The sequence below is a fragment of the Haloarcula japonica DSM 6131 genome (genome assembly GCF_000336635.1).
GTDB lineage: Archaea > Halobacteriota > Halobacteria > Halobacteriales > Haloarculaceae > Haloarcula > Haloarcula japonica.
In genome coordinates, this window is sequence record NZ_AOLY01000035.1 from 1 (window position 1) to 13,162 (window position 13,162).

11 protein-coding genes and 1 pseudogene are annotated in these 13,162 nt (G+C 60.3%); 8 read left to right on the forward strand and 4 right to left on the reverse strand.

Translation table 11 applies throughout. From position 1 onward, the window contains the following. Nucleotides 1-24 precede the first annotated feature (24 nt). From C444_RS09775 to C444_RS09790, 4 genes and pseudogenes are all read left to right on the forward strand, one after another. Nucleotides 25-2,070 (forward strand): annotated as a pseudogene (locus C444_RS09775) (FtsX-like permease family protein); the annotation flags it as partial. Nucleotides 2,071-2,158: 88 nt separating this feature from the next. Continuing rightward, a complete protein-coding gene (locus tag C444_RS09780; RefSeq protein ID WP_004592598.1) occupies nt 2,159-2,434 on the forward strand; it encodes a hypothetical protein in 276 nt (91 codons plus the stop codon). Then, nucleotides 2,434-3,528 carry a DUF4350 domain-containing protein gene (locus tag C444_RS09785; RefSeq protein WP_004592599.1) on the forward strand — a complete coding sequence of 365 codons (1,095 nt, stop codon included), beginning with the start codon at nt 2,434-2,436 and terminating at the stop codon, nt 3,526-3,528. The genes C444_RS09780 and C444_RS09785 overlap by 1 nt, the downstream gene beginning before the upstream one ends. After that, nucleotides 3,521-4,531, forward strand: a complete 1,011-nt coding sequence (locus tag C444_RS09790; protein ID WP_004592600.1) for an AAA family ATPase — start codon at nt 3,521-3,523, stop codon at nt 4,529-4,531. The genes C444_RS09785 and C444_RS09790 overlap by 8 nt, the downstream gene beginning before the upstream one ends. A gap of 14 nt (nt 4,532-4,545) precedes the next feature. Here C444_RS09790 and C444_RS09795 read toward each other — a convergent pair whose 3' ends face one another. The 3 genes from C444_RS09795 to C444_RS09805 are packed head-to-tail and all read right to left on the reverse strand — an operon-like array spanning nt 4,546 to nt 7,444. After that, nucleotides 4,546-5,502 (reverse strand): hypothetical protein, encoded by a 957-nt coding sequence (locus C444_RS09795; RefSeq protein ID WP_004592601.1) that lies wholly within the window; start codon nt 5,500-5,502, stop codon nt 4,546-4,548. After that, nucleotides 5,499-6,002, reverse strand: a complete 504-nt coding sequence (locus tag C444_RS09800) for a hypothetical protein (protein ID WP_004592603.1) — start codon at nt 6,000-6,002, stop codon at nt 5,499-5,501. Before C444_RS09800 ends, C444_RS09795 begins: the two co-directional genes overlap by 4 nt. Beyond that, complete coding sequence (locus C444_RS09805) at nt 5,999-7,444, reverse strand: DUF58 domain-containing protein (RefSeq protein WP_004592604.1); 1,446 nt, start codon at nt 7,442-7,444, stop codon at nt 5,999-6,001. Before C444_RS09805 ends, C444_RS09800 begins: the two co-directional genes overlap by 4 nt. 281 nt (nt 7,445-7,725) lie before the next feature. On the opposite strand from C444_RS09805, the gene C444_RS09810 reads away from it, so the two are divergent. Beyond that, the gene (locus C444_RS09810) at nt 7,726-8,670 is read left to right on the forward strand and encodes a zinc metalloprotease (RefSeq protein ID WP_004592605.1); all 945 of its coding nucleotides are present in this window, start codon (nt 7,726-7,728) and stop codon (nt 8,668-8,670) included. On the opposite strand, the gene C444_RS09815 is transcribed toward C444_RS09810, so the two are convergent. Then, nucleotides 8,667-9,884, reverse strand: a complete 1,218-nt coding sequence (locus C444_RS09815) for a glycosyltransferase family 2 protein (RefSeq protein WP_004592606.1) — start codon at nt 9,882-9,884, stop codon at nt 8,667-8,669. The two genes, C444_RS09810 and C444_RS09815, sit on opposite strands and share 4 nt — an antisense overlap. A gap of 894 nt (nt 9,885-10,778) precedes the next feature. On the opposite strand from C444_RS09815, the gene C444_RS09820 reads away from it, so the two are divergent. From C444_RS09820 to C444_RS09830, 3 genes are all read left to right on the forward strand, one after another. Beyond that, complete coding sequence (locus C444_RS09820) at nt 10,779-10,979, forward strand: hypothetical protein (RefSeq protein WP_004592607.1); 201 nt, start codon at nt 10,779-10,781, stop codon at nt 10,977-10,979. Nucleotides 10,980-11,051: 72 nt separating this feature from the next. Beyond that, nucleotides 11,052-11,885: an inositol monophosphatase family protein gene (locus tag C444_RS09825; protein ID WP_004592608.1), complete on the forward strand. Its 834-nt coding sequence runs from the start codon at nt 11,052-11,054 to the stop codon at nt 11,883-11,885. Nucleotides 11,886-11,993: 108 nt separating this feature from the next. Beyond that, a complete protein-coding gene (locus C444_RS09830; RefSeq protein WP_004592615.1) occupies nt 11,994-13,142 on the forward strand; it encodes a DUF63 family protein in 1,149 nt (382 codons plus the stop codon). The last annotated feature ends 20 nt before the right edge of the window (nt 13,143-13,162 follow it).

Below are 13,162 nucleotides of genomic sequence, written 5' to 3' on the forward strand. Positions count from 1 at the left end.
CATCAGAGATGTGTATAAGAGACAGCTCTCGGAAACCGCCATACCCGATCCGGCCAGTCCGGGCAGTCGACGCTTGTGAAGGTCCGGAACTGGGTCGCGCCGACGTTCCTGTCGTGGCGCTCGGTTGTCCCGACGGCGGCGACGTTGACCGTGTTCGGCATCACGTTCCTGCTCGTCGTCTCGCTGGCCGGCCTGGCGTCCCCGCTCGGAGGCGGAGCGGGTGGCTCCGGGACCATCACCGAAGCCGGCGCGCCCCACCCGCTGAACAGTCGCCTTGACGCTGAGTACGCCTCAGCCCTGCGGGCCGACGGGACACCGGCCAGCCCGGAAATCATCTACGCCCAGGTATCAGACGGCCAGCCGTACATGGCCCACGGGGCGGAGTACGACGCGTTCGCAAACGTCACCGGGGCCACGCTGGTCGAAGGCAAACGGCCACAGCGACACGATGAGGCCGTCGTCGGGAGCGACCTCGCGCGGACACTTGATATCGAAGTCGGTGACGAACTGACCGTCAGCGGGAGCGTCAAGCCCGGGATTCGCCGGGTCACTGTGGTCGGTCGGTACGACGCCCCCAGAACGCTTGATGACCTGCTCATTCTGCCGCTTGACTCCGCGGCCGACCTGGCGACCGGGCAGGGACAGGTCCACATGATTCGCGTAAAGGGGTCGGTATCAGGGATTGACGACGTCGACGGTGTCGCGGCCAACCGGTCGGGCGCTGTCGTGACGGGGCTATCGGGTCCGGGACGCGTCACGAAAGGTGACACAGTTAACCTCACCGTCGCCGTGCGAAACGTCGGCAGCGAGCGGACTAACCGGGAGGTCACAGTCCGGTATCGGGGCGAACAGCAAACGACGACGGTTGCCGTTCCGCCGGGACAGGAGCGGACCGGGACCGTCACCTTCAGGGCGTCGGAACTGGGGACCGCAAACGCCACCGCCGGGGAGTACACCCATTCCGTGACCGTCGTCTCGCCGAACGCGATCGAGATTCCGAGCCAGTTGCCGTCACAGGCCCCGCCCGGATCGGGTCTCTCCGTCCCTGTTGTCACGAAAACTGGCGAACGCGTTTCGAACGCCACCGTCACGGTGAACGGCCCGTCGCTCAGAACCGGATCAAGCGGCGTCGCTGTTGTTCCCCTGCCACGCGAGCCTGGGAACTACACGATAACAGCTCGCTCGGGAGACCAGACGGCGACACACGACATCCAGATCGTCCGTGGTACCGAGCGGGAACTGTACGGGGAGCTGTCGATAGCTCCGTCATCGGGGTCGGTCCTGACGACGCCAACGCTCAGGGTCGGGCTCGCAAACCCATGGCAGGAACCGCTCACGCGCAACGTGGGCGTCATCGGTCCCGGTGTCTCCCGGAACCGGACCGTCTATATGCCGCCCGGAAACGTCACGCAAACGCGGTTCTCCCCGGACGGTGGACGGAGCCAGCCCGGAACGTACACCTATCGAATGACAGTCAACGGGACCACCCTCACCACGGCGGACTACGAGGTGACCGGCGACCGCCGGCTGGCATCTGCGGTGGCAAGCAGCGGGTCGTACGCGTCCGGAACGCCAATCGAGCGCTCCGTCGAGGGCGTGTTCGGGAATGTCCAGTTGATTCTCGGCGTCCTTGTCGTTCTCTCGGCGTTGAGTACCGTCGGCAGTACCACGGCGACGTTCGCACAGGGGGTCCACGCGCGCCGGCAGGCTATCGGCATCCATCGCTCAACCGGCGCGACGCAGTGGCGGGTCCTGCGGACGATTCTGGCTGATATCGCCCGGATAGCGATCCCAGCGACCGGTCTCGCGCTTGGCCTGTCGGTCGTCGCGTTACACCTGCTGGAGCGGGCTGGTTGGCTGGTCTTCTTCGGCTTCCGGCTCTCCGCGCGGACGCCGCCGACTATCCTCACAGCGATATTCCTCGGCGGCGTCTCGCTCGCCCTGCTTGGTGCGCTCGTCGCAACGGTGCCGTATCTGACGGCGTCGCCGGTGTCGCTGCTCCCGAGTGGCGACCGAACGCGGACGCCAGATGCCGAGTCGGTCGACGAGAGACAGCCTAGCGACGACTGAACCGAACTGCTAGGGTAGCCGTTACTCGTGGCCCAGTCAGCAGCCGTCGGTCGGAACTTTGACTGTCTACCGAGGAGAACGCCGTACCATGGCGACACGACAGCGCCAGCGGTTCATTTACGGCCATCTCACGTGGGTGCTTGGTACCATCCTCGTGTTGACCCTCCTAGATGCGCTGACGCTGGAGCTGTTTTTCGTTGTCTCGCTGATCGGGTTTCTCGTTACTGTCGAACTGGTTGCACCGCAGGCTGTGTCACCGCGTTGGCGACGGCGGCTCTGGTGGCTCATCGGACTCGGTCTGGTGGGCTTTGCCTATGTGGTCATCAAACGGATCCTTGAGATTCTACCGCCGGGGCTAATCTGATGGCGTCGACACCGTTTTCGGACGATTCCTGGCTGCCGTCGCTCACTCTCCCACAGCTACTACTTGCCACTTACACCGCCCTCACGGTTCTCGCACTCGTCTACGCCGCGAGCACGTCTTCGGCGGCATTCGGCGTGTACAACTCTCAATGGGACGGGTCGGGTGACCTCCGAAACGTCGTGGCTGACGCCGGTGCAAACGTGACCGTCGGAACGAACGTGAGTCAGTATCCGACGAGTGACGCCGACGGCACCGTTGCTGTCGTTCTCTCGCCGGAGCAGTCGTACTCGCCGAGCGAGCGGGCACGGATTGCGGAGTTTGTTCGAAGCGGCGGGACACTCGTCGTTGCCGAGGATTACCGCCCACGCGGGAATGACCTGCTCGCTGCCGTCGGGGCGGATGCACGCTTCGACGGTCGCCCGGTGTACGACAACCGAAACTATTACCGGAACTCCTCGCTCCCGGAAGCGACGCCTGCTGGTGACTATCCAGAGACAACTGGCGTCGATACTATCGTCCTCAACTACGGCACGACTGTCAGGGCCGGCAACGCGACGCCACTCGTCAACACCTCCGAATACGCCTATCTCGACACCAACGGTAACGCCAACCTCGACGGTGCGGAGCAGTTAGCATCTCGACCTGTTGTCACGAGCGAATTGGTCGGCGACGGTCGAGTTATCGCCGTCAGTGACCCGAGTCTCTTCGTGAACGCGATGCTCGAACGAGGTGACAACCGACGGTTCGTCCGGAACATCGTCGCCGATCACGACACGGCCCTGCTGGATTACTCACACGCCAGCAGTATCCCGCCAGTGGCCGCTGCCGTCCTCGCCGTGCAGCGGTCGGACGCGTTGTTACTGTTCTGTGGCGTCGTGCTGGTCGGGACGCTGCTCGCGTACGACCGCCGTCTCGACGAGTCTCTCCGGGATCGACTCCGGGAATACAGTGGCCACGAGGTGGACTCGCATCTCTCCCGAGACGGCGTTGAGAAGTATCTCAGAGCCCGTCATCCGGACTGGGAAGCCGCACAGGTAGAGCGAGTAACGGAAGCCATTATTAAACAGCGGCCCGAACGTCAACGTAATGACTGATCCGTCGGTACTGTACGACCGTCTCAGGGAGGAGACGGAGACAGTTCTTATTGGTAACGAGCAGGTTCTTCGTCACATTACTGTTGCCATGCTTACACGCGGTCATGTGCTTCTTGAGGGGGTCCCCGGCGTCGCGAAAACGACGATTGCCACGCTCGTCGCCAACGCGACGGATCTCCAGCACTCTCGGGTCCAGATGACGCCTGACTTGCTCCCTGCGGATATCACCGGAACGACAGTGTATCACCAGCGAAACGGCGAGTTCGAGCTGCAGAAAGGCCCGGTGTTTACCAATCTGGTCATCGCTGACGAGATCAACCGCGCCCCGCCGAAAACACAGAGCGCACTCCTCGAAGCGATGCAGGAGGGACAGGTTTCCATTGAAGGGTCGACGCTCGGACTCCCGACGCCGTTTACCGTCGTTGCGACGATGAACCCCTTGGAGATGGAGGGGACATTCAAACTCCCGGAGGCCCAGCGCGACCGGTTCCAGATGAAACTCGTCACTGAGATTCCCAACTCCGAGGAGGAGCGTGCCATCCTGGACAGGTTCGACGCGAACCCGACGCTTGATGCGGACTCTATCTCGCAGGTTATCTCCCGGAGCGAACTTCTGGACGCCCGGTCAGTCGTCCCAGAGACACACATCGAAGACAGCATCAAGGAGTACATTCTCGCTATCGTTGGCGCGACGCGGGACCATCGAAACGTCGTTCACGGGGCCTCACCGCGGGCGACAATCGCCCTGCAGAATACGGCCAAAGCAGTCGCTCGTCTGAACGGCCGGGAGTACGTCATTCCGGACGACGTCAAAGAGATGGCGCTCCCGGTGTTGCGGCATCGTCTCATTATGAACAGCGATGCCGAACTAAGCCAGATCAGCGCCGAAACGGTTATCGAAGAAATCCTTCAGTCGATTACGCCGCCCGGATCCGACACCGACCACAGTACGGGTGTCGAGAAAGCGGTCGGTGACGGTGGGACGAAACGGGAGTTCGAGTAGCACCCGGACTGACGTCAGCTGTTTTCCGGAGTTGGTGTCGTCTCTCGTTCTCGGGCTGTCACGCCAGTGGACTCCGCCGATGGTTGTTCGAGTGTATCCCACGAAACGGTCACGACACCGTTGAACCGGTCGTCATTGCGTGTGTCGACAGTAACCGGTCGATCAAGGCTCGTAGCAAACCCCACCGCGAGCAGGGACACCACTGGGTGGTCTAGTTGGTGAATGTCGCCGAACGCGGGATTGTTGATGGCAATAGAGGCGGTTCGGTTCTCGTCATTGATTTCGATTGTTGTGTCATCGACGAGTTCGAACTGCTCGGATAGGGCCGCAGTCAGCTGTGTCGCTAGTGAATGGGGGTCGTCATCGAGTTCACCCGATAGGGTTCGCTCGAACTCGGTGTATAGTCGGCCACCGGTCGGGGGAAGCGATATGCCCTGCTCCGCCTCGGCACCGCTCGTAACGAACAGTTCCTCCAACTGCTCTGGATCGGGAACTGCGTACTCGACGTGCTGGGGGACGAACAGGCGCGCATTCGTCTCTGGACGGGATGCCGTTGGGACATACACCGTCTCGGTCTGGAGTTCCAGTTCACTGACGAGGTGCTGTTCGACATCGGCCAGCGTGTCGAACACCGTGTCACTGACCGACGCCGAGACGAACCGCTCGGGAGTGAGATAGAACGTGACGATGCCGGCGAACACACCGGTTCCAGCGAACGCGACGAAGATGGTCTGCAGGGCTGGAAAGAGGAACGCCGCTATGAGGGATAGTCCGCCGACCGCAAAAAATCCCACTGCGGTCCGTCTGAACGTTGCCCGCTTCGCATGCGCGTAGGAGTCGCGCAACCGGCGGTTCTCCTCCCGTAACACTTCCATCTCCGCTTCGAGTGTCTGGCGATCCCGTACAATATCCGTCTGCTGGGTGCTGTCATCGGCTGATGCGTCCGGTTGCGTAGGCTCGGGTTGGCTCATAGGAAATCACGATCCGAAGCTGCGTCTTCAGTCACGATGTCGAGTTCTATCAGCAGATAGCGATGGAGGAGATAGCCGATGATGGCAAGTCCGATGACCAGGGCGGATCCGGCTCTGAGTGGGGCCAAGTTCCAGCGCCAGAGCGACAGCCAGGCGAGACTGCCCAGCAGTGGAACGACAAGTGCGACGAGGCTGCCGGCGACTCGGCTGTCGGGCGTCTCGATAGTTACCGAAAGCAATGCAAGGAACAGGCCGCCTTCGACAAGAACGAGCGGTAGCAGTGACGGTGTATCGACTGTGATGAGTGCTATCTGCCCGAACACGACCGCGAGAACGGGTGTTCCGGACAGGTAGAGGCCGCCAAGGAGAACACCGACGAAACCAAGCCAGACCGGCCCGCCCCAGACGAGTCCACCTGTGGCTACGATGATGCCCAGCAGGCCGAGCACGGTGGGCGGTGATCGGAGCGAGCGTACCCTCGTTTCCAGTGCGACGCTCATGCGTACTCCCTCTGTTCTGTGTTCGCTGGGCTGCCGGACAGAAGAGCCGAGATCTTGTCCGGGGACCCAACCTCGTAGGCTGTCACCGAGTCGATCTCGTTCAGTTCTCGCCGGAACTGGTCGAAGGCTCGATACCGTTCGTATGCGGTATCGAGATCAGTGAGGAGGTCCGTATCGAAGGCTACTGATGGAGCTATAAACACGACGACCTCCGTTGCGTTGCGCCTCGCCAGTCCAACTGTGTCCCGTAGTTCACTCGGGTTGCTGTCGTCGGTACAGATGACCAGCAGGTCAGCGTTGCGTATCTCGTGTGGGGCCGCCTGGAACCCGTTGTACAGCGGTTGGTTGGGAAGGTGTCGTTTTGATCCGGCGGCATCTCGATACGCGAGCAACGTCGTTTCCATCGGTGATCGTGTGTCCGATGTCGGGTTCACCGTCCCTTTCATCATTCCAGTGTGAGCCGCTTTCGTGACGGCTGTTGCCGGCGTCTCAGTTTCGATGTCGAGGTCATTGATACGATGCTGGCACGACCTGTACGCCTCGGTTCTCGCTACGGGGACTTTCGAGTCCGTCACACCTGCGTCATCGATAGTCACGTACCCTAACGGGTCGCGGGTCGTTTCGGCACGCTGTCGGAACGCCGCGGCGACTGCTTTGAGGTGCTCTAGCTTCGTTTCGCCAGGTGCACCATCGCCCAGCGTCTGGCGGTGATCGAGGACGAGTACTACGCTACGGTTACCCTCGGCTTCGTAGTTGCGGACGTGCGCTTCGTCTAGTCTGGCAGTCGCCTTCCAGTCGACGTATTTCAGTGCGTCACCCGGAACGTATTTTCGAATCTCCTCGGCCGACAGGCCACCTGTTCGCCCCCTGGCATCGTGCTCGCCGACACCGCGTAGCAACTGTTTCCCGCTCTGGCCAACGTGAATCGGGCCGACCGACGGGGATTCGACTGCTATTTCCGGGCCCGGTGCCGTCGTGAACGACTGGGTAAACAGCCCGGTACCGTCACTGACCGTCACTGTGGCTCCGGGAACGGTGTAGTTGCCAACAGTCTCCCAGGTGAGCGGGAGTGTCACTGATAACGACCGCATCGACCTACCGAGGGTGATATCCGGAGAGGGACCCGCTTCCATTTGTGCTGTGAGTGGAATCCGTGCTTCGATGGAAAGCGGCAGATGATCGCCGGCAGCGTCAACCGATGCAGCAAGTGTGTAGTTCGCTTCGGCACCGGTCCGTATTCGGGACCGGTCGAGCGACTGGCTAACCGTGAGTTCGTCCTCGAGCCGTGAAACGCCACGAACGAACGCAAACTGCATTGCGAGCAGCCAGCCTGCGAGCCCAACAGCTCCGACGACTAACAGGGGTGCATCGAGCAGCCCACCACCTACGACGAGGCTCCCGATAGCAGTGAGCGTGAGCCAGAACCGCCGGGTAACACGCATTACCTCCCGTTACTGAACCGAGCCCATTGAAGATACCGACAGACACGCCGAGTACTCCGGATATACGTCTGTATCAGATAGCGGAATCGATACTGATATTTGGAGAATCAATTACTTAATCCCCAACCGAAAACATTGGCGCATAGATGCCTCAGAGCTCTATTTTATCCCATATTTTGGGCATCTGTCCGAACGCATTTTTTGGAATCAATCTTAATATTGAGGCTGAAAATCAAGACAACTCTGTCGGTACAAGTCCCCGCTGGCTCCGTACCGTGCCGATGGTTCGTGTCGGTGCCATCGTACTCGTCACGGTGCTTCTCGCCGGTGTCGTGTTCCCAGTCGCCGGAATGTCGTCACAGGTGAACACCGCTAGTGGTGGTGGGGCCGATACGCCGGATGTACAGCAGGCACAGGCCGATGCGAACGCCACTGATACAGACGGAGACGGGCTGTCGGATTCGCTAGAGCGGTCCGTTTACGATACTGACCCGACCGACGCGGACACGGACGGCGACGGTTATCCGGACGGCATGGAAGTTCGCTGCGAGCAGGCTATTCCGAATGCAGACCCGCTCCGAACGGATATTTACGTCGAAGTCGATTCCACACAGGCAACGACGCTCAGTGATCCGGCCCGGACATCTATTGTCGAGACTTTTGAGAACGCACCCGTTTCGAACCCCGGGGACTCCACCGGGATCGATATCCATCTCGTCACGGACGATACTAACCTCTCGGCCAACGGGACGGTCCACTCGAAATCCCGTCCTGGTGTCGGGAACGACATCTACGACTTCCGAGCCAACCATTCCGAGTACCGTTCTGACGGCTACTACTACGTCCTGCTAACCGACGACGTCGCCTACAACGGAGATGACTACTTCGTCGGCGCGGGCCGACCTGAAATCGCGGCGATGGAACGGTTCGATTCGACGAAGATCACCGCTTCGCTGTTCATGCACGAGTTCGGGCACGCGATGGGGCTCGACGCCTATCAGGACGGTATCGACGAGGAGCGCTACTCCCGGACAGAATACGATAGCGTCATGAACTACAACGGACTGTACAGACAACTCAGCTATTCGAACGGCACCGACAGCGTGGGCCGAAACGAGTGGCAGTTCGTTGCCGAAAACCGAACACAGCCCGCCATCGAATGCGTCGAGAACGGAACATGTTCTAGCAGGTGTACGCAAACCGCTAAAGTGACAGTCAACGGTTAGCTGCTGTCTGCTAGCATACTCATGAAGAACGACCCGAACACTGTCTGTAGCCCCAGCACCACGACTGTCGAGGCCAGAAGGGTCGCCGTGGCTGACGGTAACGCCGCTTCCCCAGCGAGTAGCCACCGTCCGAACACGCTTCCGAGGTACAGGATCCCGACTGCAGCCGCGAGAATACCGATCGACGCGCCGTGTTCCAGCTGGAACTGCTCCCGTATCATGCCGACGAGTACACCGTCGGGCTTGTTTATCGGGTTCGCGGCGATGGAACTGAACAGCGCGAGCGTCCAGACCTGATACCCGACGATTGCCAGCAACGACCCGCCAACCATCGTCTGTATGCCGAAGTTGACGCCACCGATCGACAGCCGAGCGATTGACAGCGACATCAACACTGCCCCGATCGAGACTAGCAACAGAGCCGGATACGAGAACAGGTAGTCCGGCGCGTTCACGAGCATGAATCGGACGTGTCGCCAGCCGTCACTGAAACTGTCGAGCGTTTCCTCGCCTTCCCGCTCGTGGTAGATAATCGGGACCTCCTCGATGATGAGGTCGTTCGCGCCGGCCTCCATGATCATCTCGCTGGCGAACTCCATCCCGGTTGTCTCTAGCTCTAGCGTTTCGAGCGCATCCTTGGTGAACACACGGAAGCCGCTGTGTGCGTCGCTGACACCGGCTCCATAGAACGTGTTCAGAAACCGCGTCAACAGCGGATTGCCGACGTATTTATGCAGTGGTGGCATCGACCCGTCACGGATCTCCCCCTCAAGTCGACTCCCCATACAGATGTCCGCGTCGCCGTTCTGGACCGGCTCAAGGAGCTGTGGAATCATCTTAAAATCGTACGTCGTGTCGGCATCGCCCATCGCGATATACTCTCCTCGTGCCTTGCCGAACGCGTAGCGATACGCATAACCATAGCCCGGTTCGTCAGGTGTCACGACTGTCGCACCCCGCTCGCGAGCTAGCTCCGGAGTCGCATCGGTCGAACTGTCGCTTACGATGATCTCAGTCGGCACACGTAACTCCGATATCGCTGTCTTGATCCGATCAATACATTCTACGATTCCTTTCTCCTCGTTGAGGGTGGGCATCACGACGCTCAAAACCGGCGTGACTTCGCTCTCCGGCGTGACAAGAAACTCGTCTGCAGTGCCTGCTGCGATCCCCTGTTGACCCGCTTGATTTGCCTGATTTGCTTGTATTGTCATTCCCGTACCTCGGCTGTAACTGGTGCGTCTAGTGGCATACGCTCTCCACTCCCCTGGGCGGCTTTCGATGAATACGGCTAGTAGGCCCCATTTTATCTGATTTCAATAGCTAATTTCTGACAGGTACCGCATGGCTCCCACACAGACTGTCATGTCAAAGCACCGTATAATAAAGCTATTGGGTAGGGTAACACATCATTAATAATAATGGTTGGCGTGAGAAACCCGATTCTCCTCTGGTTGTACACAATTTCTTCGGTCCATGACCGCAGTGTGGCGTGTCATCTATCAATAGAGCACATTATTCACGCACTAATGTACGTTGTGAAGCAACCATCTATCAGACTAGTAGACTATGTCTCCTGTGGGTTTCACCGCAGTATATTTCAAGCAAGTTGATAAAACGGGAACTGTCAACAGGAAGCCGCGTCTGTGAGTGTCAAACGACACTGGGAAACTACTATAAGAGGCACTGGGTAGCCGTCTCGCATTTTATCTGTAATCGGGAAAATACGTCAATTCGAGCAAACACGCTCCGGGAACAGCCACGTGATTCCATGTGCCGGTGGCTTTGGCGTCATGGTTGCTGAGCGTCTTATACTGGGCGGCGAAGCCGGCTCCGTATCTCGCCACCAACAGCATGTATCCGCGGCAGTCGCTCCTCTGATGCACTGATCAGCGTTGCGACGCTTAACCCAAGGACGTAGACAACTCCCAAAAGCGCGATAACCGAGATGTCCTTGCTGAACCGAAATGCCCCACGTATCGATGCCATATACGTAGATATATGGGCTGAGTATAAGCCGTTGGGGTCTGATTATTAATATTTGTAACTGGGTGGCTGTTGTCGTCCGGAGCCGTAGATTTAAGCCGCCCTATGTGCTAACAGATAACATGGCCACAGATCAGTTCGAGGGGGCCAGCCTGCACGTGCCACCGCTGGAGAATACAGCGTTTTTCTCCATTGAGGACGATGACGGCTACGTCCGTATTGAACAGTCACTGGGGAATCAGGTCCTGTACACGCCCGATGAGGCGCGAGACATCGCCGAAGCCATTCTCGACGCTGTTGACGAGGCTGTCGAAGAAGAGTAACCCATCGCTGACCGCCGGTCCTGTTTTGCTGGAAGGCGAGACGGTTTGAACAAGGGCGGTCCAGCGTCAGGTATGACAGATGCAAGCCATCGGGCGGCGGTCGCCGAGCGGGCGGCCCGGTCTGGCGGTATCGTGGCCCGGGAGCAGTTCCGGGGCGACCTCAGCGTCGAGTCGAAGGCCAACAAAAACGATCTCGTTACGGAGACGGACCGTGACGCCCAGCGGCAAGTCGTTGCTACTATTCTGGAGGAGTTCCCCAGCGACCGGTTCCTCTGTGAGGAAGACCTTTCCATGCGGGCCGGGCCGGAGGCCGATTACGAACCTGAAGCGGTCGATAACATCCCAAACAGCGGCTCTGTGTGGGTAATCGATCCGATCGACGGAACGGCGAACTACGTCCGTGGGATGCGCCTGTGGGGGACAGCTGTCAGCGCGGTTGTCGACGGCGAGCCGGTCGCATCGGTGACCTATCTCCCCTCGTATGGCGACCTCTACGCCGCCGGCCCCGAAAGCGTAACGCGAGACGGGACTGAGCTTTCGGTGAGTGGCCGAACCGACCCGGAGACGTTTGCCGTGGCTCCTGTCGGCTGGTGGGACCGCGACGACAGGGACGAGTTCGGTCGGCTGTGTAGTGCTGTCGGCGACCGCTTCGGCGACATCAGGCGTCTGGGCTCGTTCCAGGCCACGCTGGCACACGTCGCCGACGGGGCGCTCGAAGGGCTCGTTTGCACGCGCCCGATGGCACCTTGGGATACGCTCGCTGGCGTCCATATGGTCCGACAGGCCGGCGGCACGGTCACTGACCTCGATGGCGAGCCCTGGACCCACGACAGCGATTCCGTCGTCGCCTCCAACGGCGAGGCACATGAGGCCTTCGTGGCGGCCGGCAACGAAGCGCTCAGGTAAGACTGAGCGTACTTTCGCACAGCAGTTTGGCACCGACTGGGCCGCGGACTTCCGCTCCACGCACACGGGACCGGAACGCTAAAACCGCCTGCCACCGGTCACTCGGCCATGGAAACGCTCGAGCGAGCCGTCGATGAGTACGGGCCCGGCCAGCTCTGGGTGGGCTCTTTCGTTGCCGTCCTGCTCGTCGCTATCGGAGCCGTTGTGGCCGCTCCACAGGCCGTCTGGGATCGGTTCCTCTGGCAATACTTCTGGGGGCCAGTGTACGCGGACGCCAAGTCGGCCAGCTGTGCCGAGATGACTGCGTCCGGGCCACAACCGGTGTACGAGGGCTGTAAAGCGGCTATACAGGAGGGGCGGCTCATCGCAGAACCGGGGTACACTATCGTCTCAGAGATCGGCTACATGCTGATTCTGGTGTACATGCTCGTCGGTGTCTACTTCCTCCTCGAGCGGCTGGACATCGCCGAGGACCCGAAGCTTTACTTCGCGTTCGTGCCGTTCATGCTGCTCGGCGGTGCGTTGCGGACCGTTGAGGACGCGACCGACCGCGCGGTCGATGCCGGCGTTACACCCATCGTCGAGTACCCGCTGAGTTCACTCATCATCAGCCCCGTCATCTACGGGACGGTGTTCCTGCTGACGCTGCTCGTCCTCGTCGTCTGTGTGGGTCTCGAACGGCGTGGCGTCGTCGACAGCTACTACCGGACGACCGGCGCTATCGGCGGGGCCTTTGTCGCCATAACGCTTCTGTATCTCACGTTCGTTGCGCTCACACGCGAGTACGCGACGCTGTACCCATCCGTCCTCATCACGACGGTCGCGCTGGCGTCGGTGCTGTCCTATGGGCTGTATCGCCTATTCGAGTCCTATCGCCCGGCGTGGAACGACGGAACCGGCTACATCGGTCTGCTTGTCATCTGGGGTCACGCTATCGACGGCGTCGCGAACGTCCTGCTGGCCGACTGGCTAGACGCGCTCAACGTCCCGCTGACGTACTACCCGAAACACCCGGCCAACGAGTTCATCATCGAGACCACCGAGGCGCTCCAGCCGGCCGGACTCTCGGCCGCTATCGGGACGTCGTGGCCGTTCCTGATCGTCAAGCTCGCCGTCGCCTCGATTGTCGTCTCGCTGTTCAATCAGGAGTTCATCGACGAGAGCCCGCGGTACGCACTGCTGTTGCTCATCGCAGTCACCGCGGTCGGCCTCGGGCCGGGGACGCGGGATATGCTGCGGGCGACGTTCGGGATCTGACCACCGGTTATCCGGTATCT